The organism is Microbacterium sp. SORGH_AS_0969, from assembly GCF_030818255.1.
Classification (GTDB): domain Bacteria; phylum Actinomycetota; class Actinomycetes; order Actinomycetales; family Microbacteriaceae; genus Microbacterium.
In genome coordinates, this window is the sequence record NZ_JAUTAG010000001.1 from 961,123 (window position 1) to 986,552 (window position 25,430).

Consider the following 25,430-nt stretch of genomic DNA (forward strand, 5'->3'; position numbering starts at 1 on the left):
AGAACGTCAGCAGGTGTCGCAGTCCACGCCCGACCAGAGGTCGCCGCATTCGACGAGGGCGGCCTCCTGCGCGATCAGGTACGGTCTCGCGCCGACATCGCCCCGCACCGAGGCCGACACCGCCGCCCAGTGCGCCCGCCCCAGCAGCACCGGATGCCCGGGGACGCCGTCGTAGACGGCCTGCGCGAGCGCGTCGCCGTCGGAGCGGCGGACGACTCGCGACACCGCCGCCGGCACCAGGTCGGGGGTGTCGACGGGGATGACGACGGCGGCCAGCGCCGACCCCGACTCCAGCGACGCGAGACCCGCCCGCAACGACGCCGCCGCTCCCGAGACCCAGTCGGCGACCCGCACGATCGCGACCCCGTCGGGCACGAGCGTGGCGGCTTCGTCGGCCCCGGCTCCGAGCGCGACGGTGACGTCGCGGCATCCGCCCTCTCTCAGCGCGCGGACGGCGAGAGCGAGCCACGGCGTCCCCGCGGGGGTGCGGGCGAGGGCCTTCGGACCACCGAAACGCCGACCCGCACCCGCGGCCAGGACGAGCCCCGAGACGGCGACAGGAGGCGCGGCGGGCATGGTCACGACAGCGTAGCGTGCGCGAAACACGCCCCGACTACCGTCGCGTCCATGCTCGATCTGGCCGCCGACCTGCTGCCGCTGCTCGACGCGGACGTGCCCGTCGCCGCGGTCACGGTCACCGCGGTCGTGCGCAGCGCGCCGCGCGGAGTGGGTGCCACGCTCGCCGTCACGCGGGACGCGCGGGTGATCGGGTCGATCTCGGGCGGCTGCGTCGAGAACGACGCCGTGATGCTCGGCCTCGACGCGCTGCGCACGGGAGAGGTGCGTCGCGCACGCTTCGGGTTCTCGGACGACGACGGCGTCACGCCCATCGCCGCGGGACTCGCGTGCGGCGGGGCCGTCGACGTCGTGGCCTACCCGGTCGATGGTGCCGCGGCGCGGGCGGCGTTGGGGGACGCCCGCGCCGGCCGGGAGGCGACGCTGCGCCTCGACCTCGACGGCGAGCCGCTCGAGCTGCACCGACCCGCCCTCCCGCGGTTGATCGTGCTGGGCGCGGGTGAGCACGCCGCCGCCCTGTGCCGGCTCGGAGCGGCCGCGGGCTTCGCCGTGACGGTGTGCGACGACTGGGCGCTTCTGGTCACGCGCGAACGGTTCCCGGATGCCGCCGAACTCGTCGTCGCGGCTCCGCACGAGTACCTCGAGAACCTCGACTCCCCCGACGCCCGCACCGCCGTGTGCGTGCTGACGCACGACGAGCGGCTCGACGTCCCGGCCCTGCGCACCGCCCTGCGGATGCCCGTCGGCTTCGTCGGCGCGATGGGCGCACGGGCCACGGTCGCGCGTCGCGCGATGCTCCTCCGCTCCGCCGGGGGTCACGGATGCCGAGCTCTCACGCCTGCACTCCCCCCTCGGCCTCGACCTCGGCGGCGCCACGCCGGAAGAGACGGCACTGTCGGTGATCGCCGAGATCGTGGCATCCCGGAACTCCGCCAGCGCGCGGCCGCTCCGCGACGGACACGGCTCCGTGCGACGCCGAGACGCCTCGTCGGACTCGTGCGCGGTGAGGAGCGCGTGAGCGCTCTGGTCGTGCGCGGCGCGGTCGCGGTGGTCGACGGCGTCGGCGGAGTGCACACGGGAGATGTCGTCAGCGTCGACGGAGTGATCGTCGACGGCGCCGCCCCCGAGGGAGCGACGATCGTGGACGCCACGGGGTGCGTGGTCACGGCGGGTCTCGTGAACGCCCACCACCATCTGCTGCAGACCGCGTTCCGGACGCTTCCCGGCACCCGCGGCATCCCGATGAGGGAGTGGCTGCCGGCGATGGCGGCGGCCTACACCGCCGCGGGAGTGGACCCCGAGCTGACCGGGCTCGCGGCGCGCGCCGGTCTCGCCGAAGCCCTGCTGAGCGGCGTCACCACGGTCGCCGACCACCACCTCACCTGGCCGAGCGGCGCCGACACCGTCGGCATGGCGCGGGCCGCGGCCGAGGCCGCAGCCGGGCTCGGGGCACGCCTCGTGTTCGTGCGGGGAGCCGCGCGCGACGATCCGCAAGAGGCCGCGACCTCGGCCGATGCGATCGTGCGGGCGCTGGTCCCGGATGCCCCGGGCGGTGTTTCCGCCGACGGGATGCTGCAGGTCGCCGTGGGACCCGCCGGCGTGCACAGCGACCCGCGAGAGACCTTCGCGCTGCTCGGCGAGGTCGCCCGCGAGCACGGGCTGCGCCGACGCACGCAGGCCAACGAGGTCGTCGACGTCGAGATCGCGCTGGATCGCTACGGCGCGCGTCCGCTCGACCTCCTCGAGGAGTGGGGCTGGCTCGCCCCCGACGTCACCCTCGCCCACCTGTGCGACGTCACCGATGACGAGATCGCCCGGGTCGCGGCATCCGGGGCCTCCGCGACGCACGCGCCGGGCTGCGACGTGCCGATGGGCTGGGGCGTCGCTCCCGTGCGCCGCCTGCTCGACGCCGGCATCGCCGTGGGGCTCGGGACGAGCGGCGGAGGCAGCAACGACGCGGGGCACCTGCTCGCGGACGCGCGCCTGGCGATGCAGGTGTCAGCTCTCGTGGGGCCGCAGCTGCCGGCATCCGAGGTCCTCTCGCTCGCGACGAGCGGATCGGCGGACGGACTGGGGCGGCCCGAGCTGGGCCGGCTGACCACCGGGGCCGCCGCAGACCTCTGCCTGTGGGATGTGTCGGGCGTCGCGGATGCCGGCGTCGCCGACCCCGTGGCCGGGCTCCTGTGGGCGTCACCTGGACGGCGGCCGCGCACGGTCGTCGTGGGCGGACGCCTCCTCGTCGACGAGGGGCGCCTGCTGACCGCCGACGAGGACGAGGTCGTCGCGCGACTGTTCGAGAGGGTGGGACGATGACGACCATGGCTCCTGCGACGTCGGTCGACGACTCCCCCACCGGCGACGAGAGGCTCGGGGCCCGGGTCCGCGGGCTGCGCAAGGCGCGCGGGCTCACCCTCACGCAGCTGGCCGAGGCCGCCGCACTGTCGCACCCCTTCCTCAGCCAGCTCGAACGCGGACTCGCGCGGCCCAGCATGGCCAGCCTCGAACGACTCGCGCGGGCGCTGGGAACGAGCCGCGTCGAGCTGATCGCGGCCTCCGAGCCGCGCCGTGCCGACGCCGATGCGGAGCCGTCGTTCGTACTCGCCGACGAGGGCGCGATCGGGCCGTACGCCGAGGGCACGGCGCGCCTGCTCGCGGACGGACCGCGCCGATTCGAGCCGCTGGAGTTCTCGGGGTCGAACGCCGCCCCGGGCGACCACTACATCCACGAGGAAGACGAGTTCCTCACCGTGCTCGAGGGCACGATCGTGATCTCGTTCGGGCCGTTCGGCGAGCGGCGCCTGTCGGTGGGCGACTCGGTCTACTGCCGCTCGGGCACGCCCCATCGCTGGCACTCGCCGGACGGCTCTCCGTACCGTCTGCTGATCGTGAAGGAACTCGTGCACGGGTCGGTAGACGGAGCTGCGGACGACGGGAGCCAGGGAGACACATGAGCGGTGGAGTGACCTTCGAGGCCATCGTCCGAGAGCGACGGGAGGCCGCCGACGGGGTGATCGTCCTCGACCTCGAGCGCGCCACCGGCACGCTCCCGCACTGGTCGCCGGGCGCGCACATCGACGTCGTGCTGCCCGGCGGCATCGAGCGGCAGTACTCGCTGTGCGGATCGCCGAGCGAGCGCGGCACGTGGCGCATCGGGGTGCTCCGCGAGCGCGAGGGCTCGGTCTGGCTGCACGAGAACGCCCACGTGGGCGCGACGCTGCGGGTGCGCGGTCCCGCCAACCACTTCCTGTTCGCGCCCACCGCGGGCCGATCGTACGTGTTCGTCGCGGGCGGCATCGGCATCACGCCGATCGTGCCGATGATCGAGGCCGCCGAGGCCGCGGGCGCGACCTGGACGCTTCTCTACGCGGGACGCTCACGGGGCACGATGGCCTTCGTCGACGAGCTGGTCGAGCGCTACGGCGAGCGCGTCGAGGTGTACGCGGCCGACGAGGGGCGACGTCTCGACCTCGCGGAGCGCTTCGGAACGCCGACGGCGCGGACCGTCGTCTACTCGTGCGGCCCCGCGCGCCTGCTCGAGGCCCTCGAGGACGCGATGACGGGCTGGCCGCGCGGGAGCCTGCACCTCGAGCGTTTCGAGGCGAAGGTGCTCGGCCCGCCGGTGTGGAGCGAGCCGTTCGAGGTCGACCTCATGATGTCGGGGATCACGGTGACGGTTCCGCCGGAGCGCTCGATCCTCGACGTCGTCGAGGAGGCCGGGGCCGTCGTGCCGTCGAGCTGCCGCGTCGGCACCTGCGGGACGTGCGAGGTCGCGGTGGTCGACGGCGAGGTCGAGCACCGCGACTCCGTGCTGTCGCCGGAGGAACAGGATGCGAACCGCTCGATGATGGTGTGCGTCTCGCGGGCGGCGTGCGGGCGGATCACGCTCGAGCTCTGACGCGGCGTCGTGAGAACAGGGGATACCACGGGAACAGGGCGATCGCCGGACCGACGGCTCGTTCTCGCGGCAAGCCCTGTTCTCGCGGCACGCCCTGTTCTCGTGGCATCCGCTCTCTCGTAACGATGCGCGCGGACCCGCCGACGACGGAGCCCGATGTCAGGGGCGGAACACCGCGCGGACGCAGCCGTCGCTCTTCTTCTTGAACATGGCGTACCCCTCGGGCCCCTCGTCCAGCTGCATCACGTGGCGAGGTGCTCGGTGCGGAGCTCGTCGCGCGCCATCCGCTCAAGGAGCATCGGGATATAGCGGTGCCCGTGCTGCTGGGCCGAGTGCCTGCTGGCGCGTGGGGCGCTACGTTCCCGTCTCGCAGGCGCGTCCCGCCTGAGCCAAGAGCGCGGTCGACGTCGACCGGTACCCGTCTCGCTCGCCGTCGACGCGGTATCCACTTTGCGAACGGCTCCCCCCTGGTCGAACCACCGACCTATCGTTTTGCTCACATAGCGGTCTCACCACCGCTTGACAGCCCGATAATCGGGCCGGTACGCAATGACGCGGACACCTCTTCGCGTCTCGACGAGAGAGACAGGAAGCATGGCAACGATCGGCATAGTCGGCGCCGGAGTCGCAGGTCTTCACCTGGGACTGCACCTGCGGCAGCAGGGACGCAACGTCACCATCTACACCAACCGCACGGCCCAGCAGGTGGCCGACGGCAAGGTGATGAACTCCGTCGCGCATATGAGCGCGACCATCGACATCGAACGCGAGCTCGGGATCGCCGACTGGCCGGAAACGGATGCCGAGTACTCGCTCCACCACCACTACAACGGCTGGGGAGAAGAGCGCCGGTTCAGCGGTGCCTTCGAGAAGCCGGCGCGCGTCATCGACTACCGGATCTACCTCCCCCGCCTCATGGACGAGTTCGAATCACGCGGGGGAACGATCGAGTACCGCGACCTCAGCGTCGCCGACATCGAGAACCTGACGGAGGTGCACGATCTCGTCGTCGTGTCCACGGGCAAGGGAGAGATCGGCGCGCTCTTCCCGCGGCGTGAGGACAAGTCCCCGTTCGCGGCACCGCAGCGCAAGCTCGCGGTCGGCTTCTGGAAGGGCGTCGCCTCGCGCGAGCCGCGCGGAGTCGAGATCAGCCTCGCCCCGCCGGCCGGCGAGCTCCTCGCCATCCCGATGTGGTCGTTCAGCGGCCTCGTCCACGCGCTGCTGTTCGAGAGCGTCCCCGGCGGCGCGCAGGAGATCCTGACCGACTCGCGCTACGAGGACGATCCCGCCCGGTACCGGGAGACGACGCTCTCCATCCTCGAGGAGTTCCACCCGACGGTGTTCGAGCGCGTGGACACGCGCTCGTTCGAGCTGCAGAACGGGGCGAAGGACATCCTGCAGGGCGCCGTTACCCCCGTCCTGCGCGAGGACTACACACTCCTGCCCAACGGGCGGTTCCTGCTCGCGCTCGGCGATGTGCACATGACCGTCGATCCGATCCAGGCCCAGGGTGCCAACTCGGCGGCGTACTCGGCGAAGGTCATCGCGGATGCCGTCGCCGAAGACCAGGTGTTCGACGAGCGCTTCATGAAGAAGGTGGCGCGACGCCGTGCGGAGCGCCTCGAGGCATCCAACGACTGGGTCAACACCATCATCCAGACGCCGCCCGCCCCGCATATCCCCGAGCTGTTCTCGGCGATGGTGCACGATCAGGCGCTTGCCGATCGGTTCACCGAGAACTTCAATCACCCCATCCGCCAGGTCGATCTGCTCGGCACGCCCGAGCGCGTCACCGCGTCACGGGCCGCCACCGCGGCCCTGGTCTAGGAGTCCGCATGCACAAGCTCATCGTTCTGTACCCCGAGCCCGTCGACCGGTCCGCCTTCGTGGACTACTACGAGAAGACTCACCTCCCGCTCGCACAACGGCTGCCCGGCCTCCGCAGCTGGCGGTACTCCGTCGACGTGAGCCCCGACGCCGACGGGAATCCCCCCGCGTACTTCGCCGTCTTCGAAGCCGAGTTCGACGATGCCGACGCCTTCCGCTCGGCGATGGGGTCGTCCGAGGGCCGGGCCGTCGCGGCCGACGTCCCGAACTACGCGTCAGGCGGGGCCGTCATCCTCGACTACGCGCTCGCAGGAGGAGGTGCAGCATGAACAACGAGCTCAGCCCCAAGCAGGTCGACTTCCGGCACGCGATGGCCAACCTCGCCGCCGCCGTTCACATCGTGACGTCGGACGGACCGCACGGACGGGTCGGCATCACGGTGAGCGCCGCATGCTCGGTCACGGATTCGCCCCCCACGGTTCTCGTCTGCATCAACCGCAGCAGCGCCACGAGGAACGTCTTCGCCCGCAACGGGAGACTGGCCCTGAACATCCTCGCTGCCGACCAGGAAGAGCTCGCTCGACATTTCTCGGGCCAGACGGGCGTCCCCATGCCCGAGCGGTTCGCCTGGGACATCTGGACCGATCTCGAGGGGGTGCCCACGCTCACGCAGGCCCGGGCCGCGCTGTCCGGTCGGGTGGTCAGCCTCCTCGAACAGGGCACGCACACGATCTTCTTCGTCGAGATCGACGCCATCCGCAACCGCGAAGACGTCCAAGCGCTGGTGTACGACAGACGTGCCTTCCACGCCGTCGGCGCCGTCGCCTGACGCGGACGCGACACGACCGACCGCACCGCCGACCACACGGAGATACGCATGTCTGTGGGACCGCCCCGCGCGCAGATCGCTCTCTCGGCCCGCGCGCGCTCGCTCGAAGAAGCGCACGCGCTGGGAGCGTCGCTGTACTACCCGCATGTCCTGACGCCCCTGGGCGCCAAGGACGACGTCAGCCTCGTGGCGTCGGCGGCGCGGTTGGGGCCCGTGACCGCCGGCGTTCTGGAGTACTCCTCGGGCATCCGCATCGACACCGGGGAGTACGGGTCGGCGGTGCAGGTGAACGTCCCCCTGTTCGGTTCGCTGAAGACGACGATCGGCGACGAACACGTCCGCGCGACGAACCGGATCGCCGCCGTGTACCCCCACGACGTCCCCACCGTCATCGCCGGCTGGGACAGCCCGCTGGCGATGCTGGCCGTCAAGCTCGACCGTCGCACCGTCGAGCGCCGTCTCCAGCAGTACGACCAGGCCGTGGACCTGCACGACGTCCCGACTCTGGACGTGCGTACGGGGCCCTCCGCCGACTGGGTGGTGGCGGTGCGACGCGTCATCGCGACCGCCCAACGCCTGCCCGCGATGGACGAGGGCCTCGTCCGATTCCTGGCGGACCGTTGCATCGACGGTCTCGTCCTGGCGCTGACGGCGGACCCGAACTCGCCGTCGTCGGCGGACTCCGCGACGGATCGGACCATCATCGACAGGGCCCGCGAGGCGATCGCGTACTCCAGCGGGCCACTGCTCTCCCTGCACGACCTCTCGCAGTACGTCGGCGTGAACGCCCGCTCGCTCCAGCTCGCCTTCAAACGCGTCCTCGGTCAGACACCGATGCAGGTACAGCGCCGAGAACGTCTGCGCCGCGTGGCGCGCGAGCTCGAGGCATCCGCGCACGGGGTCGACCGCGTCCAGACGATCGCGCTCAAGCACGGGTTCACGCACCTCGGCAGATTCTCGGCCGAGTACGAGCGGACCTTCGGCGAGCTTCCTTCCCGCACGCTCGCCCGCTGACCACCGCCTCCTCGGGTGCCACCGAGCGGGCGTCGACCGACATCCCCGTCCCCGAACTCCGGGCGACGGGCCACCCCTGACGAAAGGCACTGATGTTCACCTCTTCTCATCTCCTGGATCTCGTCGTGGACGAGACCGGACGCGGGATCGCGTCCCTCGACCCTGCGACCGGCGAGACCATCGGATCCTTCCGCCCGATGACCGTCGCCGAGCTGCACGAAAGCGTGGATCGCGCGGCGCAGGCGCAGCCGGCGTGGGCCTCTCTCCCCGACGCCGAACGTCGTCGCTTCCTCCACCGGGCGGCCGACGCCATCGAGGAATCCGCCGAGGCGCTCGCGGAGCTGCTCTCGCGGGAGCAGGGAAAGCCCCTCAACGGGCCGAACGCACGGTTCGAAGTCGGAGGTTGCGTGGCCTGGCTCCGCGCGACGGCCGAGACCGAGATCCCGGTCGAGGTGATCGTCGACGACGAGACGGGCAGGGCCGAGATGCACTACCGCCCCCTCGGCGTCGTGGGCGCGATCTCCCCGTGGAACTGGCCCATGATGATCTCGATCTGGCAGATCGCGCCCTCTCTGCGGATGGGCAACACCGTGGTCCTCAAGCCGGCGGAGACCACGACCCTCTCGGTGCTGGCACTGGTCGCGGTCATGAACACCGTCCTCCCGGAGGATGTACTCATCGCCGTCCCGGGTTCGGGCGGAACCGTCGGAGACGCGCTCGTGCGCAGTCCGAAGGTGAGCAAAGTGATGTTCACCGGTTCCACGGCCGTCGGCAAGAAGATCATCGAGGCGTCCGCCGCCAACGTCACGCGTCTCACCCTCGAGCTCGGCGGGAACGATGCCGGTATCGTCCTCCCCGACGTCGACCCGGCGGTCATCGCGGAGGACCTCTTCTGGGGCGCCTTCATCAACACCGGTCAGACGTGCGCGGCGCTGAAGCGCCTCTACGTCCATGACGACATCTACGATCGGGTCGTCGACGAGTTGACGAAAGTCGCCGCAGCCGTGCCCATGGGGCGCGGACTGGACGAGGCGAACGTGCTGGGGCCGCTGCAGAACCGGGCGCAGTTCACGATCGTCGACGAGTTGGTCGAGGCGGCGAAGGCCTCGGGCGCACGCGTGGTGCTCGGAGGCGATCCGGACCGCGACGCCGTGGGGAACTTCTACCCCACCACGCTCATCGCCGACATCGACCCCCGGGAGCGCCTCGTCGTGGAGGAGCAGTTCGGTCCGGCGCTGCCGATCATCCGCTACACCGACCTCGACGATGTCATCGGTCTCGCGAACGCCCTGGAGTACGGCCTCGGCGCCTCCGTCTGGTCCCCGGATCGGAGCAGGGCCCTCGAGGTCGCCGCGCGCCTCACCGCGGGGACGGTCTGGATCAACTCGCACGGCGGGTTGCACCCGCTTGTACCCTTCGGCGGGGCGAAGCAATCCGGATACGGTCGCGAGTTCGGGCTCGAAGGGCTGAAGGCGGTGGCGGAGCCCCAAGTCATCAGCGGGTGACGGTCAGTCCGTCCAGACGTCGAAGGTCCGCCCCAGGCGCTGAACCGCTCTGAGCAGGGCTTCGACGGAGTCGGCCAGCGGCCGGGTGGCGTGGGGGAAGACGATCGCGACGCTCGCGAGCTGTCCGTCGCGGATCCTGACCGGAGAGGCCACCGACTCGAAGCCGGGGAAGGGAGAGCCCTTGGTGTGGACGACACCCCGCGAACGCGCCAGGGTGATCTCGTCGGCCTCGTACGGCTCAGCCGGCCCGAGGGAGAGGATCGCCATCCCCGGCGCGCCGTCGGCCGCGGGCAGACGCGTCCCGCGCCGGATCGCCACCGACGCGGAGTACGCCGCCGGTCGCACCGAGGACAGGACCACCACGTCATCGCGCTGCGGGATGCAGAGGATCGCCGTCGAACTCGTCTCGTTCGCCAGCTCGGTCAGCACCTCTTCGATGCGCACCTCGCCCTCGCGCAGTCCTGCGTCCGCGAACGCCGCCAGCCCCAGACCGATCGTGTAGCGACCGTCCGTCGTGCGGGTGACGAAGGCGTAATCCTCGAAGGTGCGCAGGATGCGATAGACGTTCGATCGCGGGATGCTGAGGGCCTCCGCGAGTTCGTGACTCGAGCGGGGCCGGCCGTCCGCGAGCACTTGCAGCGCGTCGAGCGCACGCCCGAGCGTCTGCGAACGCATCGTCGGACTGCCGGAGGAAGACACCGCCTCAGGCTATCGGTGACGCCGACGGCCCCGGCGAGGCAACGTGCGCGAAGGAGACATACATCGCGGCATCGCCTGGATGTGGACCCGAGAAAGGTTTGTCACGAGGGTCACGCCGAGGAAATACAGCGGAAACGCGTGGTTCCTAGCATCGGAACATCGCCGGATGTTGGTCACACCAACACTGGCCGGCCGCCCCAGGCGACCCGCCCCGATGCCGTGGCTCCCGTCTCGACGCTCGTCTACCCGACTCCTCGGAGGCCCCCGTGTCTGCCGCTCCACCCGTCTCGATCGCTGCGCTCCGCGGTGCGCGCCTGCCCTCCGGCGCGCTCGTCGACATCGCGCTCGACGGTGACGAGGTGTTCGCGGTCGTCCCGGCGGGGAGCCCGCTCCCCGAGACCGACGGCGAGACCCTCGACCTCACCGGCTACCTCGTCACCGCCGCCGGCGCCGAGCCGCACGCGCACCTCGACAAGGCGCTGTCGTGGGATGCCATCCAGCCCCCGTTCGGCGACCTCGAGCGCGCGATCGAGAGCTGGCACGCCTTCGCCGTCGCACTCGACGAGGACGAGACGCTCGGTCGGGCCCGCGCCACGGCGTTGCGGATGCTGGCATCCGGGATCACGTCCGTGCGCACCCACGTCGACCTGCTTCGCGGCGACGACCCGCTCACGGGCGTGCGCGCGATGGTCCGTCTGCGCGACGAACTCGCGGGCCTCATGGACATCGAGCTCGTCGCCCTCGGCGGACCCACGATCACCGACGACGTCTTCGAGGCCGCGCTCGACGCGGGCGTCGACCTCGTGGGCGGCGCGCCCCACCTCGCCGAGGACCCGATCGCCGACCTCGAGCGCCTCATCGCGCTCGCCCGTCGCCGCGACGTCGGCCTCGACCTGCACACCGACGAGAGCCTCGCCGGAGCAGACACCCTCGCGACCTACGCCCGCGCGGTGACCGGCTGGCATCGCCCCCGCAGCGCCGGCCACTGCGTGCGCCTGAGCATGATGCCCGCGACCGATCTCGCGGAGCTCGCCGAACAGATCCGCGTCGCCGACATCGGCGTGATCGCGCTGCCCATCACCAACCTGTACCTGCAGGGATGGGATGCCGATCACGCGGTGCCCCGCGGAATCGCGCCGATCGCCCGCCTCAAGGCCGCGGGCGTCCGCGTCGCCGCGGGGGCGGACAACGTCCGCGATCCCTTCAACCCCGTCGGTCGCTGCGATCACCTCGAGACCGCGTCGCTGCTCGTGTCGGCGGGGCACCTCGCCCCGACGGAGGCGATGGATGCCGTGACCGTCGGCGCGCGCGACGTGATGGGCCTGCCCGCGGCGGGACCCGTGCCGGGATACCGTGCCGACCTCGTCGCCGTCCGCGCCGACTCGATCGGCGAGGCCGTGGCGTTCGCCTCGGCCGACCGCGTCGTCGTCCACCGCGGCCGGCTCGTCAGCCGCACCACCGTCTCGACCCGAACCGCCACTCCCCTGCCCACCGAACCCTCCCGCGCCGCCGCACCCGCGACGACTCCCTGAACCCGACCGGAAAGTGAGCGCCCCCGTGACCTTGGCCTCTCCCGCTCCCGCAGACATCGCGGATCCGACCGCGCCCCTGCTGGACTTCCGCAACGTCGCCATGACGTTCCCCAACGGCACCACCGCCCTCTCCGGCGTCGACCTCACGGTCGGTCGCGGCGAGTTCGTCAGCGTCGTCGGTCCCTCGGGCTGCGGCAAATCGACGCTCCTGCGCATCGCCTCGGGTCTCGAGACCGCGAGCGAGGGCACCGCGACCGTCAACACCGACCGCATCGGCTACGTCTTCCAGGACGCGACGCTCCTGCCCTGGCGCGACGTGCAGTCCAACGTCGAGCTGCTGGCCGAGCTGAACTGGCAGCCCAAGCGCGTCCGCACGCCGAAAGCCCAGTGGGCGATCGACCTCGTCGGGCTCAAGGGCTTCGAGAAGCACCTGCCCAAGCAGATGTCGGGCGGTATGAAGATGCGCGCCTCGCTCGCCCGCTCGCTCACCCTCGACCCCGAACTCTTCCTCTTCGACGAGCCGTTCGGCGCGCTCGACGAGATCACCCGCGAACGCCTGAACGACGAGCTGCTGAAGATCTTCGTCGAGCAGAAGTTCGGCGGTCTCTTCATCACCCACTCGGTCTCCGAGGCCATCTACCTCTCCACCAAAGTCGTCGTGATGTCGGGTCGCCCCGGCCACCTCGTCGACACCTTCGAGATCCCCTTCGACATGCCCCGCGACCCCGAGATCCGCTACACGGCCGAGTACGCGAAGCTCGTCGGCGAGGTCTCCCACGCCCTTCGGGAAGGACACTCATGAGCACCACCTCTGCAGAGCCGGTCGCCGCCCTGTCGCCCGAGCCCACGGCATCCACTCCTCCGCCCACTCCGCCGAAGAAGAGCACGCCCGCGCGTCGTCGCGGCTTCGGCGCCCGCGCCGCGTCGATCCTGCCGCCGCTCGGCGTGCTGGTCGTCCTGCTCGGCGCCTGGTACGGCGTCTCGATCGCCCTCGCGGCGTCGGGCAAGGGCTTCCTCATGCCCATGCCCCACGAGATGTTCACGCAGGGCTTCTTCGACCCGCAGGTCGGCGCCGACATCTGGATCTCGCTGTTCCGCACCACCGGCGTCGCCCTCACGGGTCTCGCGATCGCCATGATCATCGGCATCGGGTGGGCCATCGCGATGTCGCTGGCGCGCTGGGTCGAGCGGTCCACCTACGCGTACGCCGTGATGCTCCAGTGCATCCCGATCCTCGCGCTGGTGCCGCTCGTGGGCTTCTGGTTCGGCTACGAGTTCCTCGCCCGCGTGATCGTCTGCGTGCTCATCGCGCTGTTCCCGATGGTGTCGAACACGCTGTTCGGTCTGCAGTCGGTCGACAAGTCGCAGCGCGAGCTCTTCCGCCTGCAGAAGGCCGACAAGTGGACGGTGCTCACCAAGCTCACGCTCCCCGCCGCCCTCCCCTCGATCTTCGTGGGCATGCGCACCTCGGCCGGCCTCTCGGTCATCGGCGCGATCGTCGGCGACTACTTCTTCCGCCGCGGTGAGCCGGGCATCGGCTCGCTCATCTCGAACTACCAGTCGCGCCTGCAGAGCGCCGAACTGTTCGCCGCGATCCTCGCGGCGTGCCTCCTCGGCGTGGCGATCTTCGCGTTCTTCGGCTGGTTGTCGAAGGTCGCCGTCGGCCGCTGGTACGACAGCACGCGCTGACCCAGACCCCGGATGCCACGGCCTCCCCCCTCGTCACGAGCGAGGAGGCGGCATCCGGCGTACCCGGAAACACCCCGCACCTGCTTCACCTTCCGCACCCGAGTTCCATCCGTCACAGAAAGCGACCCAGCATGCAGCGCTCCACCCTTCTTCGCGCCACCGCCGCCACCGGTGCCTTCGCGATCGCCCTCACGCTCACCTCGTGCGCCGGGAGCGCCGCGGAGCAGGCGGCGCCGGCGACCGACATGCCCATCGGCTCGGTCGACCTCTCGGCCGACTGCCCCTCGACGATCGTGGTCCAGACCGACTGGAACCCCGAGGCCGAGCACGGTCACCTCTACGAGATGATCAAGGACGATTACACGATCGACGCGAACACCAAGTCGGTCACCGGCCCCCTCATGGCCGACGGCGAGTACACCGGCGTCAACCTCGAGATCCGCGCCGGTGGCCCCGCGATCGGCTTCCAGACCGTCTCGGCGCAGATGTACCAGGACGACAAGATCACCCTCGGTTACGTCAGCACGGACGAGGCCATCCAGCTCTCGGCGACCACCCCCACCAAGGCCGTCATGGCGCCGCTCGACATCAGCCCGACCATGGTCATGTGGGACCCCGCGACCTACCCCGACGTCAAGACCATCCAAGACGTCGCTCCGGCGCTCGAGAAGAACGGCGGCGTGTGGCGCTACTTCGACGGCTCCGCGTACATCGAGTACCTCAAGAGCGCGGGCCTGGCCAACGCCTCGATCCTCGACGGCTCGTACGACGGCACCCCGTCGAACTTCGTCGCCGCCGGCGGCAAGGACATGCAGCAGGGCTTCGCCTCGGCTGAGCCGTACGTGTACCAGAACGAGGTCTCGGCCTGGGGCAAGCCCGTGAAGTTCGCCCTGATCCACGACGCGGGATGGCAGACCTACCAGTCGTCGATGTCGGTGAAGAAGGACGACTTCGACAAGCTGTCACCGTGCCTCTCGAAGCTCGTCCCCGTTCTCCAGAAGGCGGGCGTCGCGTACTACAAGGACCCGAAGGCCGCGAACGACCTCATCCTCAAGCTCGTCGACGAGTACGCCACCGGCTGGACCTACACGCAGGGCGTCGCCGACTACTCGGTGAAGACGCAGGTCGACCTCGGCCTGGTCGGCAACGGCACCGACTCCACCTACGGCAACTTCGACGACGCCCGCTTCGCGGACTTCTACACGAAGGCTGCGAAGGTCTACACCGACCTCGGCACCCCGCCGGCGTCGGGTGAGACCGCGAAGGACCTCTACACGAACGAGTTCATCGACACCTCGATCTCGTTCTGACCCGTCCGGCCCGGCCCGCCTCGTGCGGGCCGGGCCGCCTCGGTCTGGTCCACCCCGGTGGCTTCGACAAGCTCAGCCACCCCCGAAACCCAGGTCCCTGAGCCCGTCGAAGGGACCGGGCACCGCGCCCACCCCCGAAACCCAGGTCCCTGAGCCCGTCGAAGGGACCGGGCACCGCGCCCACCCCCGAAACCCAGGTCCCTGAGCCCGTCGAAGGGACCGGAACCACACACCCCACGTCCCCGTTCCACCCGGAGAAACACCCATGAGCGACACCGCCACCCGCGTCCTCTCCCTCGAGGACGAGCTCCTCGACCTGCTCGGCCCCGCAGCCGTCAGCACCGAACCGCGCGTGCGCGAGCGCGCGAGCGTCGACGGCTCCCCGATGTCGCCGATCATCGCCGCACAGCTCCCGCTCGGGCTGGCCGATCTCGTCGTCTTCGCCGCGGACGCCGAGCAGATCGCCACGGCCGTGGCCGCGGCATCCCGTCACGGGGTCCCGATCACCGTGCGGGGCAAGGGCACGGGCAACTACGGTCAGGCCATTCCGATGCAGGGCGGCCTCGTCATCGACACCACCCGCGCCAAGGCCATCGTCGAGGTCGGCGACGGCTTCATTACCGCCGAGGCGGGCACCCCCATGGTGCTGCTCGAGCAGGCCGCGTGGGCCAGCGGGCAGGCGCTCTGGATGTACCCCTCGACCGCGCAGTCCACCATCGGCGGCTTCCTCTCGGGCGGCTCCGGCGGCACCGGCTCAATCGCCTACGGATCGAACGACCGCGGCTTCGTCGCCGCCCTCGACGTCGTGCACGCCGACGGCAGCGCCGAGATCCACCACGTCGAGGGCGACGAGGCCCAGAAGTACGTGCACAACTACGGCACCGCGGGGGTCATCGTCCGCGCGACCGTCCGCCTCGAGCCGCTGCGCGAGTGGCGCGGGCTCTGGGCGAGCTTCCCCGACTTCTCGGGCACCCTGTCGGTGCTGCAGACCATCGGCAACCTCGACCCCTCGCCGCGCCTCGTGTCGGGCGACGGCCCCGACATCTCGGCATCCCTTCCCGCCGACGAGGCGATCCCCGAGGGCCGGTCGAGTCTTCGCGTGATCCTGGATGCCGCCCAGATCGACACCGTGACCGCGATCATCGAGGGCGCCGGCGGGCGCGTCGAGGCGGTGCGCGAGGGGCCCCAGGCGAGCATCCGCCTGTCGATGCTCAGCTACAACCACCCGATCGAGTGGTACCAGAAGAGCCAGCCGCACGAGGTCTTCCACCTCGAAGTGGCGGGGATGCCGCTGAGCGAGAACGTCGAGGCGGTCGAGGCCGTGTTCCCCGGCGGGAAGCTCCACATCGAGTCGACGAAGCAGCACCCGATCGGCATGCTCGCCGCCCCCTACGTGAGCGAGGAGGACGTGTATCGCGGCATCGCCGCGCTCAACGCGATCGGTGTGGGCGTGCACAACCCCCACCAGTGGAACGTCGACTTCAACGTCGAGCAGACGGTCGAGACCGCGCGCGTGACCGACCCGAACGGCCTGCTGAACCCCGGCAAGCTCAACCCCGAGTACACCGGCGCCCGCAAGGGAGCGATCCGTTGAGCCGTCTGCTCGCCGAGCTGAGCGGCCCCGCCGCCGCCGAGGCCCTCACCGAGAAGTCGATCATCGTGCTGCCCACGGGCGCGATCGAGCACCACGGTCCGCATCTGCCCCTGGCGACGGATGCCATCGTGGCCGAGGCCTCGGCGACGGCCGCCGTCGCGCGGGCCGCGGCCCAGGGCCTCGACGTCTGGCAGCTGCCGACCCTGTCGATCACGAAGTCGGACGAGCACTCCTGGGCTCCCGGGACGCTGTGGCTCACGCCCGAGACGATGATGCAGACGATCGTCGACATCGGCCGGTCGCTTCTGACCACGCGCGCCCGCACCCTCGTGTTCCTCAACGGGCACGGCGGCAACGTCGCGCTGCTGAACGTCGCGAACCGCGAGCTGCGCCGCCGCTTCGGCCTGCGCACGTTCTTCATGCCCGCCGCGCGCGTGCCCTCGTTCGACGGCACCGACGGCGGCCCCGACGAGCACGGCACCGGCATCCACGCCGGCCACGGCGAGACGAGCATGATCATGCACCTGCGGCCCGAGCTCGTCGACGCGTCGAAATTCGAAGCGACGGTGCCGGCGCACATCGGCGACTTCCGGCACATCGGCTTCAACGGCAAACCCGTGACCTTCGGCTGGCTGTCGAACGACTTCGGTCCCACGGGGGTGCTCGGCGACCCCACGGGGGCGAACGCCGCCCACGGGGCGCAGCTGTTCGAGGACAGCGTGTCGTTCGTCGTCGAAGCCCTCGAGGAGATCAGCCGATTCGACTACACGGCGTGAGCGCCGTGACGCCGAACGCGATGGGCTCGGCGGCGCGCGCGTGAGCGCCGCCGCCGAGACGCGTCAGGGGGTTCGCGCCTACGGGCAGGTGCTGCGCCTGCCCGGGGCGCGGAGCTTCGTCGCCGCGGGCATCCTGGCCCGTTTCCCGCGCGCGACCCTGTCGCTCGGCATCATCCTTCTGGTGTCGGCGGTGACCGGGAGCTTCGCCTCCGCGGGACTCGTCGTCGCGCCGCTGGTCGGCGGCATGGCAGTCGCGGCGCCGCTCTGGTCGTCGCGCATGGATCGGCACGGCCAGGCGCGGGTGATCCTGGTGTCTCTCGGATGCCTCGTGCTCGCGGCATCCGGATTCCTCGCCCTCGTGCTCGCGGGGGCACCGTTCTGGACGTGGCTCGTCGCCGCGTTCGTGACCGGGGCGTCGACTCCCGACCTGACCTCGGCCGTGCGGGCGCGGTGGACGGTCCTGGCGCCCGAGTCGCAGCGGACCGCCGCGCTCGCGCTCGAGACGATCGCCGATCAGATGGTCTTCATCTCCGGTCCGCCCGCGATCACGGCGGTCGCCGCCGCGATCGATCCCGCCGTGGCGATGCTCGGCTCGCTCGGGCTCGGGGTGGTCGGCGGGGTGTGGCTCGCGTCGCAGCGAGGGACGCAGCCCGTCGCGACCCCGCGCGGGCCGCGCCGAGGTCTCGTGCTTCCGCCCGCCGGGGTGATCCCGGTGGCGATCGCGTGCATCGCCCTCGGCGGAGTCTTCGGCGCCTTCGACGTCAGCCTCGTCGGCTGGGCCGAGCTGAGCGAACGGCCGTGGCTCGCGGGCCCGGCGTTCAGCGCCTTGGCGGTGGCCATCGCCATCGGCTCGGTCATCACGGGCGCTCGCGCATGGAAGCTGTCGCCCGCCGCTCGATACATCGGCTTCGCGGCGCTGGCCGCCGTCGTCGCCGCGGGCCTGCCCGTGGCGCAGGGCTCGGCGCCCGTGCTGTTCGGCGTGATCCTGCTGCTGGGCCTCGCGGTGTCGCCGGTGATGGTGTCCGGCATCCTGGTCGCGTCCGCGCGGGCACCCGAGGGGCGTGTGACCGAGACGCTCGCCTACCCGACCGCCGCGATGTCGCTCGGCGTGCCGATCGGCGGGGTGATCGCGGGAGCGGCCCTGGATGCCACGGGCCCGGCGACTGCCCTGGTCACGATCGCGGTGTCGCTGGCTCTCGCGGCGGCGATCGCCGCGGTAGGTGAGGCGTTGTTGCGGGCACGGCGGCGGTAGGGGCGGAGGCTTCGACGGGCTCAGCCACCGCGCACGACCGAGACCCCCTGCCGCCACCGAGGTCCCTGAGCCTGTCGAAGGGACCGGACACGCGCGGCGGCGGGCGGACGACGCGTACCGTGGCTGTCATGGAGCCCGAGACCGAGGAACAGCGAGCGCGCTTGGCGCACTGGAGCTGGCAGGAACGGTCGCTGACGTCCACCACACCGCCACGGCTCGAGGACGGTCGTCGGCTCATCCGCGTCTTCCCCGAGTGGATCAGCTGCCTCCCCCTCTGGGAGAACTACACGGACAACTACCCGTTCGAACGCGACGTCCTGCCCCTCTCGTCCGAGCTGCAGGACCGGCTCGTGGCGTGGAACGACCACTGGCAGAACCGGGACCTCGACGAGGAGGTGCCCGACCTCGACCGGTGGATCGCCGAGGGCCGGGAACTCGTCGCCCGGCTCCGCGACGAGCTGGGTGACATCGCCGACGTGCGGGCCGAGTTCGGCCTGTGAAGCGCGAGTCCTCGTTCGGTGAGTGTCCAAAACACCCGGGAAGGTGCCGCGACACGTCCGGGTGTCTTGGACACTCAAGTTGAGGGAAGCCGGCGCGGGCGGGGGCCGCGGGGCTAGAGGATGACGCCGAACTCGTCAGCCAGGGCGGGCAGCTGCGTGTGCAGGACCTCGGATGCCTCGACCGCGAGCGGGTTCGTCGAGACGCCGTCCTGACTCACGAGCTTGCCCCCGACGTACACCTGCTTCAGGTTGCGCGTGCCGCACGCGAGCACGTAGCTGCGCACGGGGTTCCACAGCGGACCGATGTCGGGGGTGCGCGGGTCGACCACCACGAAGTCGGCGAACTTGCCGACCTCGAGGCTGCCGACGCGGTCGTCGACGCCCATGATCTCGGCGCCGCCCAGGGTGTGCAGGCGCAGGACCCGCTCGGGCATCATCGACAGCGGGTCGTGGGTGCGTGCGCGCTGCATGAACATGCCCATGCGCATGTTCTGCCACGGGTCGGCGACGTCGGTGCAGGCCTGGTCGTCGAGGCCCATGCCGACCTTCATGCCGAGGTCGAGCATCTCGGGCACATGCGCGATGCCGGACGCGAGACGCCCGTTCGACGCGGGCTGCCACGACATGCTCGCGCCGCCGGCAGCGGCATCCGCGATGATCTCGGGCGTCGTCTGGATGAAGTGCCCGAACATCATGCCCGGCCGCAGGGCTCCGGCGTTCTTGTACAGCTGGAACTTCGTCTGCTGGTGCTCGATCGCCTCGTACGTCTCGAGGAAGTGCGCCTGGTTGGTAACGCCGAAGCGGTCCATGACCGCGACCTCGATCTCAGCGGCATCCGGCCGAGTCGACCACTGCACCTGCCCCATGATCGACGCGCCGAGCGCGATGTCGGGGTCCATGGCCAGGACGTGATCGAGGGATGCCTCGAACCGGGCGAAGATCTCGTCGTCGGTGCCGACGGTGGCGTCGAGCGCGATGGAGTCGACGAAGCGGAGCCCGGCGTCATGGCATCCGTCGGCCTGTCGGGTGTGCCAGGCGTGATCGCGAAGCTGTCCGCCGCCGTCGGCGCGCTTGCCGTCGACCATGGGCTCCCAGGGCAGGAGCGGGTCGGTGAAGTTGTACGCCGTGGTCACGCCGTTGGCGAGGAAGTCGAGCGAACCGTGCAGGGTCGCCCAGTAGATCTGGTCGGGCGAGGCGTTGTTGAGCACGCTGAACATCGAGGTGCACCAGCCGTAGAGCGTCTGGTCGACGCCGAGTCCGCGCGAGCCGCTCGTGAAGAGGTGGCTGTGGGAGGAGACGAATCCCGGGGCGACGAACTTGCCGTCGACGTCGAGGACCTCGTCCGCGGAGACATCCGGGGCAGGGTCACCGGCACCGATCGCGGAGATGCGTCCGTCTTCGACGAGCATGTAGCCGCGCTCGATGTATCCGGGGTCGTCGGTGCCCGCGGGGACGGTGATGAGGCGTGCGTTGGTGACCAGGAGCGACATGTTGATGACGGTAACAATCGCGTGTTTCCGCGGTGTTCCAAGCGTGCGGCGGAGCGTTTGCGTGACGGTTTCGTCGCGCCGCGTCCCAATATGTGCGGCTCAGCACCCCTGGGACTGCACAAAGTGGGACACGGTGCAGCCAACGCGGGTCGGCTCAGCGGCCGTGAGCACCGGTGGCTCTCCATGTCCCAAAATGTGCGGCTCAGCACCCCTGGGGCTGCACGAAGTGGGACACGGTCCAGCCGACGCGAGTCGGCTCAGCGGCCGTGAGCACCGGTGGCTCTCCATGTCCCAAAATGTGCGGCGCAGCACCCCTGGGGCTGCACAAAGTGGGACACGGTGCAGCCAACGCGGGTCGGCTCAGCGGCCGTGAGCACCGGTGGCTCTCCATGTCCCAATATGTGCGGCCCAGCACCCCTGGGACTGCACAAAGTGGGACACGGTCCAGCCGACGCCGAACGCGCGCGGCGGCGCGTCGCCCTACGCGCGCCGCAGATCACGCGAAGGCGCGACGCACCGCGGGCGCGATCGCCTCGAGGACCTCGTCGCGCGCGGGCGTCGACGGGAACACCAGGAACAGGTGCGGCACACCCGCGCGCCGCACGAACTCGACGGGGACTCCGGATGCCGCCAACCGCCCGGCGTACTCCTCGGCCTCGTCGGACAGCGGGTCGACGCTCGCCGCGACGATCACCGCCGGCGCCGATCCATCGACGACGGCGGCGCGCAACGGCGCCGCCTCGACGGGCACCGCGCCCGCGGCATCCTGCACGTACAGCCCCCAGTACCACTGCATGCCCTTCGCGGTCAGCGGCAGGTTCTCGGTGTGCGCGCGGTAGCTGGGGCGCTCGGGGTCGGGGGCGTCGAGCACGGGGCACAGCAGCACCTGGACCCGGATGCCGGGAGCCCGACCCTCGCGCGAGCGCAGGGCGAGCGCGGCGGCGAGGTTGCCCCCCGCGCTGTGCCCGGCGACCCCGAGCAGCGCGGGGTCGATCAGCCCTTCGGCCCCCGAGGCGGCGAAACGCAACGCCCGCTCGCAGTCGTCGAGCCCGGCTGGGAAGGGATGCTCGGGCGCAAGCCGGTAGTCGACGCTCAGCACCTGGGTCCCCGTCGCGGCGGCGAGCGCGCGGCACAGCGCGTCGTTGTTGTCGAGGTCGCCCGCGACCCAGCCGCCACCGTGGGCGAGGACGAGCGTCCCGCGGTGGCCCGCGCGGGGCCGGTAGAGGCGCAGCGCGAGGCCGTCGGCATCCAGATCTCGCGACTCGACGACCTCGTCGTCGGGCAGCCGCACCCACGACGGGTTCGCGCGGAGCTCCGCGATGCGCGCGGCGTCGTCGCCGTCGGCATCCGTGGCACCGGACGGGATGGTTCCCGCCTGCGCCGCGAGCCGCGCAAGGTGCGCCCGCACGTGCGGGTCGGTGATGGCCGGATGCACGGCGTCGATCACGGGGGTCCTTCCGGCGGGTATCAGGATGCCGCGCACGCGGGCGGCGATGCCCCGAGCGTAAGACCCCGGATGCCACCGGCCCGACGCCGACGACCAAGCGTTACGCCGCGGAAACACCGGCGTCGCCCGCGCCCCGGACGATGACCGCATGTCTTCTCCGGAACAGCGCGCGGCGGCGATCCTCGCGGCGCAGCGCTTCGTCGTCATCGGAACCGCCGACGTCGAGGGCCCGTGGACAGCGGCCGCGCAGTACCGGCTCCTTCCCCGCGGCCTGTACGTCGAGTCCGACCTCGGGTCGCGCCACGCCCGGGCGATCGCGGCGTCGCGCGTAGCATCCGGGGTCGTCTACGACTCCTCGGCGGCGATCACCGATGCCGACGGGGTGCAGCTGGCGTTCTCGGCCCGGGAGGTGGATGCCACGGAACCGGCCGTGCGAGCCGTCCTGGCCGCGCGGCTCCCCCGGGACGCGGCTCCCGCCGACGCGCTCGATGCCGAAGTGGCAGCGGTGCTCGCGGTGCCGACGAAGCGGCTGTACGTTCTCGAGGTCGAGCGGGCGTACGTCTTCGATCGCGACGCCTGGCGGTCACGTGGCACCGACGCGCGCCTCGAGGTCGACGTCGCCGCGGTGTGGGGTCTCCTCGGCGCGGGGCGACCCTAGCGAGCGGCGTTACGCCGCCGAAACAGCACCGTCGCGACGCCGTACGACGCGGGGCGTACCGTGACGCCGCAGGGCGACCCGACGTCCGGAGAGAGGAGCACCGTGTCCCACCGCGTCATCGTCACCGGAGGCTCGGGCGGCATCGGCGCCGCCATCGTCGAACGCTTCCTCGACGACGGCGCCCGTGTCGCGGTCCTCGACCGTCGCGCCCCCGCCGAGGAGTCGGCATCCGTCTTCGTCACCGTCGACCTGCGCGACCCGATCGATACGCGGCGCGCGGTCGCCGAGGCGATCGAGGTGCTCGGCGGCGTCGACGTCCTCGTGAACTGCGCGGGCATCTTCCAGCACGTCTCGCTGCTCGACATCACGGTCGACGACTGGGATCGCGTGCTCGACATCAACGCCCGCGCCACTCTCGTGACGATGCAGGCCGTGGCCCCGTCGATGCTCGATGCCCGCCGCGGCGCGATCGTCAACATCGCGAGCATGGCTGCGAAGCAGGGCGGCGGCGGCGAGGGGCACTACGCCGCTTCGAAGGCCGCGGTCGTCGCGCTGACGCGCGCGGGCGCGCAGGAATGGGGATGCCACGGCGTCACCGTCAACGCGGTGTGCCCCGGGTACGTGCTCACCGAGATGGGCGCCGACACCCGCTCGGAGGCCGACATCGCCGCGTGGAGCGCGAAGTCGCCGCTGGGCCGGCTCGGAATCCCCGAGGACGTGGCCGGGGTCACGCACTTCCTCGCCTCACCGGCCGGGAGCTACCTCACCGGCCAGGCGATCAACGTCACCGGCGGGATGGTCATGCACTGAGGACCCGGCGCGGACACGGGCAGCGCGCGCGGACACGGGGTGCCGGCGCGGGTGCGAGCGAAACTCCTGAGATTTCGAGTCCGCCGACCCCTCCTGCACCACGGGCCGCCGCCGCCGCGCGATTTCTCAGGACTTTCGCGCGGGCCGGTCGCGTGTGACCGCGCGTGACGGCGGCCGAGGCGCGTCGGAGGGCGATGGTTACGGTGGGGCTTGGCATCCGTCCCGCCCTTTCGACCTGGAGAGCACATGTCCGAGTACTTCGACCGCACCGCCGACAAGACCTACACGAAGGTCTACAAGGCCGAGACGCCCGACATCCTCGCCGCGTTCGCCGCGTTCGATCAGGCCGTCTTCGCTCCCGAAGGGCGCGCGATCCCGCTGAAGTACCGCGAGCTCATCGCGCTGGCCGTGGGCATCACCACGCAGTGCGTGTACTGCATCGACGGGCACTCGCAGAACGCGGTGAAGGCCGGTGCGACCGAGGCCGAACTGGCAGAGGCGGCCTGGGTGGCCACCGCCATCCGCGCGGGCGGCGGCTACGCGCACGGCCGCCTCGCCTTCAAGCTCGGCGAGGACGCCCGTCCCCACGAGCACTGACGCGTGTCGCCCCTGGAGGCGGAGGCGCTGGAGTTCGTCCGCGCCCTGATCCGCATCGACAGCGTCAACACCGGCGAGGCCTCGACGATCGGCGACGGCGAGACGCGCGCCGCGCTCTTCGTCCAGGCGCAGCTCGAAGACGCGGGCTACGAGACGACCCTCGTCGAACCCGTTCCGGGGCGGGCGAGCGTGATCGCGCGCCTGGCCGGGTCGGATCCGGATGCCGGTGCCCTCGTCGCCCACGCCCACCTCGACGTCGTACCGGTCGAGGCCGAGAACTGGACGTATCCGCCGTTCGGCGCCGAGATCCACGACGGCATCCTCTACGGTCGCGGAGCCGTGGACATGAAGGACTTCGCCGGCATGCTGCTCGCGATCGCCCGGGCCTTCCGGCGCGAGGGCATAATCCCGCGCCGCGACCTCATCTTCGCGTTCTTCGCCGACGAGGAGGCCGGGGGCGTGTGGGGTGCGCGCTGGATCGTCCGCCACCGCCCCGAGCTTTTCGCGGGGGCGACCGAGGCGATCAGCGAGGTCGGCGGGTTCTCGATCCCGCTCCCCGGCGACCGTCGCGCGTACCTCGTGGCGACCGCGGAGAAGGGCGTCACCTCGGCGACCCTGACGGCGCGCGGGCATGCGGCGCACGGCTCACGCCCCACCGCCGACAACGCCGTGGTGCGCCTCGCGCGCGCGGTCGTCGCGATCGGCGAGCATCGGTTCCCCGTGGTGCGGACGGCGACCCTCGACCGCTTCCTCGACGTCTACGCGCGAGCGGGTGGCGATGCCGACGACCTCGGGTTCACGGCATCCCTCATCGACGCGGGAATGCACCACACCGTCTCACCCACCGTGCTCGAGGCCGGGGGAAAGACGAACGTCATCCCCTCGACGGCATCCGCTCGCCTCGACATCCGCATGCTGCCGGGGCACGACGACACGCTCCGCGACGAGATCGAAGCCCTCGTCGGCCCCGACATCGAGGTCACGTGGGCCCGCGCGGTGCCCGCGATCGAAGCACCGGTCGACGCCCCGATCATCGGCGTGCTGCAGGATGCCATCACCGCCGAGGACCCTGACGGCACGGTCGTGCCGTATCTGCTGCCGGCCAGCACCGACAACAAGCACCTCGCCGAGCTGGGGATCCGCGGGTACGGCTTCGTGCCGCTGCGCGTGCCCGCCGACTTCGACGTGTTCGGGCAGTTCCACGCGGCGGACGAAGGGGTGCCGGTCGAGGCGCTGCTCTTCGGCGCACGGGTGACGGCGCGGGTACTGCGGGAGGCGTGAGGGCGGTCCGGTCGAGCTGACGGTCAGCGCGAAGGGGGCTGAGCCTGTCGAAGCCCCCGGACCCCGGTGCCACCGGTCCCTTCGACAAGCTCAGGGACCTCCGACGCGACACGCTCAACGACCTCGAGCGCCCGGCGCCAGGGGGCTGA

The 25,430-nt window shown here is 71.1% G+C and carries 23 protein-coding genes and 3 pseudogenes; 22 read left to right on the forward strand and 4 right to left on the reverse strand.

Going from position 1 to position 25,430, the window contains the following annotated elements; genetic code table 11:
* Positions 1 to 6 precede the first annotated feature (6 nt).
* On the reverse strand, positions 7 to 576 hold the full coding sequence (locus QE388_RS04390; RefSeq protein WP_307383274.1) for an NTP transferase domain-containing protein: 570 nt from the start codon (positions 574 to 576) through the stop codon (positions 7 to 9).
* 51 nt (positions 577 to 627) lie between these two features.
* On the opposite strand from QE388_RS04390, the pseudogene QE388_RS04395 reads away from it, so the two are divergent.
* From QE388_RS04395 to QE388_RS04440, 10 genes and pseudogenes are all read left to right on the forward strand, one after another.
* Positions 628 to 1,278 (forward strand): annotated as a pseudogene (locus QE388_RS04395) (XdhC family protein); the annotation flags it as partial.
* A gap of 127 nt (positions 1,279 to 1,405) precedes the next feature.
* A pseudogene (locus QE388_RS04400) lies at positions 1,406 to 1,594 on the forward strand (XdhC family protein); the annotation flags it as partial.
* Positions 1,595 to 1,746: 152 nt separating this feature from the next.
* Positions 1,747 to 2,889: pseudogene (locus tag QE388_RS04405) on the forward strand (amidohydrolase family protein); the annotation flags it as partial.
* Positions 2,886 to 3,527, forward strand: coding sequence for a helix-turn-helix transcriptional regulator (locus tag QE388_RS04410; protein WP_307383276.1), 642 nt, complete (start codon positions 2,886 to 2,888; stop codon positions 3,525 to 3,527). The pseudogene QE388_RS04405 and the gene QE388_RS04410, both read left to right, overlap by 4 nt.
* The gene (locus QE388_RS04415) at positions 3,524 to 4,471 is read left to right on the forward strand and encodes a PDR/VanB family oxidoreductase (RefSeq protein ID WP_307383278.1); all 948 of its coding nucleotides are present in this window, start codon (positions 3,524 to 3,526) and stop codon (positions 4,469 to 4,471) included. The genes QE388_RS04410 and QE388_RS04415 overlap by 4 nt, the downstream gene beginning before the upstream one ends.
* A 594-nt stretch (positions 4,472 to 5,065) precedes the next feature.
* The gene (locus QE388_RS04420) at positions 5,066 to 6,298 is read left to right on the forward strand and encodes a styrene monooxygenase/indole monooxygenase family protein (RefSeq protein ID WP_275798283.1); all 1,233 of its coding nucleotides are present in this window, start codon (positions 5,066 to 5,068) and stop codon (positions 6,296 to 6,298) included.
* An 8-nt stretch (positions 6,299 to 6,306) separates the two neighbouring features.
* Positions 6,307 to 6,627, forward strand: a complete 321-nt coding sequence (locus QE388_RS04425) for an EthD family reductase (RefSeq protein ID WP_275798281.1) — start codon at positions 6,307 to 6,309, stop codon at positions 6,625 to 6,627.
* Complete coding sequence (locus tag QE388_RS04430) at positions 6,624 to 7,127, forward strand: flavin reductase (protein WP_307383282.1); 504 nt, start codon at positions 6,624 to 6,626, stop codon at positions 7,125 to 7,127. The genes QE388_RS04425 and QE388_RS04430 overlap by 4 nt, the downstream gene beginning before the upstream one ends.
* Before the next feature lie 48 nt (positions 7,128 to 7,175).
* Positions 7,176 to 8,141 (forward strand): helix-turn-helix domain-containing protein, encoded by a 966-nt coding sequence (locus tag QE388_RS04435; protein WP_307383284.1) that lies wholly within the window; start codon positions 7,176 to 7,178, stop codon positions 8,139 to 8,141.
* A gap of 92 nt (positions 8,142 to 8,233) precedes the next feature.
* On the forward strand, positions 8,234 to 9,646 hold the full coding sequence (locus QE388_RS04440) for an aldehyde dehydrogenase family protein (RefSeq protein WP_275798275.1): 1,413 nt from the start codon (positions 8,234 to 8,236) through the stop codon (positions 9,644 to 9,646).
* Positions 9,647 to 9,649: 3 nt separating this feature from the next.
* On the opposite strand, the gene QE388_RS04445 is transcribed toward QE388_RS04440, so the two are convergent.
* Entirely contained in the window at positions 9,650 to 10,345 is a 696-nt protein-coding gene (locus tag QE388_RS04445) for an IclR family transcriptional regulator (RefSeq protein ID WP_307383287.1), read from the reverse strand.
* 266 nt (positions 10,346 to 10,611) lie between these two features.
* Here QE388_RS04445 and QE388_RS04450 point away from each other — a divergent pair, with 266 nt between their 5' ends.
* The 8 genes from QE388_RS04450 to QE388_RS04485 all read left to right on the forward strand — a co-directional run bounded on the left by QE388_RS04450 (position 10,612) and on the right by QE388_RS04485 (position 18,998).
* Positions 10,612 to 11,877, forward strand: coding sequence for an amidohydrolase family protein (locus QE388_RS04450; protein WP_307383289.1), 1,266 nt, complete (start codon positions 10,612 to 10,614; stop codon positions 11,875 to 11,877).
* Positions 11,878 to 11,902: 25 nt separating this feature from the next.
* Entirely contained in the window at positions 11,903 to 12,679 is a 777-nt protein-coding gene (locus tag QE388_RS04455) for an ABC transporter ATP-binding protein (RefSeq protein WP_206542529.1), read from the forward strand.
* The gene (locus QE388_RS04460) at positions 12,676 to 13,566 is read left to right on the forward strand and encodes an ABC transporter permease (protein WP_058595186.1); all 891 of its coding nucleotides are present in this window, start codon (positions 12,676 to 12,678) and stop codon (positions 13,564 to 13,566) included. The genes QE388_RS04455 and QE388_RS04460 overlap by 4 nt, the downstream gene beginning before the upstream one ends.
* 131 nt (positions 13,567 to 13,697) lie before the next feature.
* Positions 13,698 to 14,876 carry an ABC transporter substrate-binding protein gene (locus QE388_RS04465; RefSeq protein ID WP_307383291.1) on the forward strand — a complete coding sequence of 393 codons (1,179 nt, stop codon included), beginning with the start codon at positions 13,698 to 13,700 and terminating at the stop codon, positions 14,874 to 14,876.
* Between the two features lie 265 nt (positions 14,877 to 15,141).
* Positions 15,142 to 16,470 (forward strand): FAD-binding oxidoreductase, encoded by a 1,329-nt coding sequence (locus QE388_RS04470; protein WP_307383292.1) that lies wholly within the window; start codon positions 15,142 to 15,144, stop codon positions 16,468 to 16,470.
* On the forward strand, positions 16,467 to 17,246 hold the full coding sequence (locus QE388_RS04475; protein WP_307383294.1) for a creatininase family protein: 780 nt from the start codon (positions 16,467 to 16,469) through the stop codon (positions 17,244 to 17,246). Before QE388_RS04470 ends, QE388_RS04475 begins: the two co-directional genes overlap by 4 nt.
* 40 nt (positions 17,247 to 17,286) lie before the next feature.
* Complete coding sequence (locus tag QE388_RS04480; protein WP_307383297.1) at positions 17,287 to 18,498, forward strand: MFS transporter; 1,212 nt, start codon at positions 17,287 to 17,289, stop codon at positions 18,496 to 18,498.
* A gap of 128 nt (positions 18,499 to 18,626) precedes the next feature.
* Positions 18,627 to 18,998, forward strand: a complete 372-nt coding sequence (locus QE388_RS04485) for a hypothetical protein (RefSeq protein WP_307383298.1) — start codon at positions 18,627 to 18,629, stop codon at positions 18,996 to 18,998.
* 113 nt (positions 18,999 to 19,111) lie between these two features.
* Here QE388_RS04485 and QE388_RS04490 read toward each other — a convergent pair whose 3' ends face one another.
* Together QE388_RS04490 and QE388_RS04495 are read right to left on the reverse strand one after the other, a co-directional pair.
* Positions 19,112 to 20,488 (reverse strand): amidohydrolase family protein, encoded by a 1,377-nt coding sequence (locus QE388_RS04490; protein WP_307383300.1) that lies wholly within the window; start codon positions 20,486 to 20,488, stop codon positions 19,112 to 19,114.
* Between the two features lie 496 nt (positions 20,489 to 20,984).
* Positions 20,985 to 21,935, reverse strand: a complete 951-nt coding sequence (locus tag QE388_RS04495; protein ID WP_307383301.1) for an alpha/beta hydrolase — start codon at positions 21,933 to 21,935, stop codon at positions 20,985 to 20,987.
* 148 nt (positions 21,936 to 22,083) lie between these two features.
* Between QE388_RS04495 and QE388_RS04500 the strand changes: the two genes are divergently transcribed.
* The 4 genes from QE388_RS04500 to QE388_RS04515 all read left to right on the forward strand — a co-directional run bounded on the left by QE388_RS04500 (position 22,084) and on the right by QE388_RS04515 (position 25,281).
* Positions 22,084 to 22,593 carry a hypothetical protein gene (locus tag QE388_RS04500; RefSeq protein WP_307383303.1) on the forward strand — a complete coding sequence of 170 codons (510 nt, stop codon included), beginning with the start codon at positions 22,084 to 22,086 and terminating at the stop codon, positions 22,591 to 22,593.
* A gap of 102 nt (positions 22,594 to 22,695) precedes the next feature.
* Complete coding sequence (locus QE388_RS04505) at positions 22,696 to 23,403, forward strand: SDR family NAD(P)-dependent oxidoreductase (RefSeq protein WP_307383305.1); 708 nt, start codon at positions 22,696 to 22,698, stop codon at positions 23,401 to 23,403.
* 246 nt (positions 23,404 to 23,649) lie between these two features.
* The gene (locus QE388_RS04510; RefSeq protein ID WP_058598107.1) at positions 23,650 to 24,000 is read left to right on the forward strand and encodes a carboxymuconolactone decarboxylase family protein; all 351 of its coding nucleotides are present in this window, start codon (positions 23,650 to 23,652) and stop codon (positions 23,998 to 24,000) included.
* Positions 24,001 to 24,003: 3 nt separating this feature from the next.
* The gene (locus tag QE388_RS04515; RefSeq protein ID WP_307383311.1) at positions 24,004 to 25,281 is read left to right on the forward strand and encodes a M20/M25/M40 family metallo-hydrolase; all 1,278 of its coding nucleotides are present in this window, start codon (positions 24,004 to 24,006) and stop codon (positions 25,279 to 25,281) included.
* Positions 25,282 to 25,430 lie beyond the last annotated feature (149 nt).

What these genes read in the sequence shown, in the direction of transcription:
- QE388_RS04410 (WP_307383276.1), top strand. Translation starts at nt 2,886, where the DNA reads ATGACGACCATGGCTCCTGCGACGTCGGTCGACGACTCCCCCACCGGC.
- QE388_RS04510 (WP_058598107.1), top strand. Translation starts at nt 23,650, where the DNA reads ATGTCCGAGTACTTCGACCGCACCGCCGACAAGACCTACACGAAGGTC.
- QE388_RS04415 (WP_307383278.1), top strand. Translation starts at nt 3,524, where the DNA reads ATGAGCGGTGGAGTGACCTTCGAGGCCATCGTCCGAGAGCGACGGGAG.
- QE388_RS04390 (WP_307383274.1), bottom strand. Translation starts at nt 576, where the DNA reads ATGCCCGCCGCGCCTCCTGTCGCCGTCTCGGGGCTCGTCCTGGCCGCG.
- QE388_RS04465 (WP_307383291.1), top strand. Translation starts at nt 13,698, where the DNA reads ATGCAGCGCTCCACCCTTCTTCGCGCCACCGCCGCCACCGGTGCCTTC.
- QE388_RS04440 (WP_275798275.1), top strand. Translation starts at nt 8,234, where the DNA reads ATGTTCACCTCTTCTCATCTCCTGGATCTCGTCGTGGACGAGACCGGA.
- QE388_RS04420 (WP_275798283.1), top strand. Translation starts at nt 5,066, where the DNA reads ATGGCAACGATCGGCATAGTCGGCGCCGGAGTCGCAGGTCTTCACCTG.
- QE388_RS04435 (WP_307383284.1), top strand. Translation starts at nt 7,176, where the DNA reads ATGTCTGTGGGACCGCCCCGCGCGCAGATCGCTCTCTCGGCCCGCGCG.
- QE388_RS04485 (WP_307383298.1), top strand. Translation starts at nt 18,627, where the DNA reads ATGGAGCCCGAGACCGAGGAACAGCGAGCGCGCTTGGCGCACTGGAGC.
- QE388_RS04500 (WP_307383303.1), top strand. Translation starts at nt 22,084, where the DNA reads ATGTCTTCTCCGGAACAGCGCGCGGCGGCGATCCTCGCGGCGCAGCGC.
- QE388_RS04470 (WP_307383292.1), top strand. Translation starts at nt 15,142, where the DNA reads ATGAGCGACACCGCCACCCGCGTCCTCTCCCTCGAGGACGAGCTCCTC.
- QE388_RS04425 (WP_275798281.1), top strand. Translation starts at nt 6,307, where the DNA reads ATGCACAAGCTCATCGTTCTGTACCCCGAGCCCGTCGACCGGTCCGCC.
- QE388_RS04430 (WP_307383282.1), top strand. Translation starts at nt 6,624, where the DNA reads ATGAACAACGAGCTCAGCCCCAAGCAGGTCGACTTCCGGCACGCGATG.
- QE388_RS04460 (WP_058595186.1), top strand. Translation starts at nt 12,676, where the DNA reads ATGAGCACCACCTCTGCAGAGCCGGTCGCCGCCCTGTCGCCCGAGCCC.
- QE388_RS04490 (WP_307383300.1), bottom strand. Translation starts at nt 20,488, where the DNA reads ATGTCGCTCCTGGTCACCAACGCACGCCTCATCACCGTCCCCGCGGGC.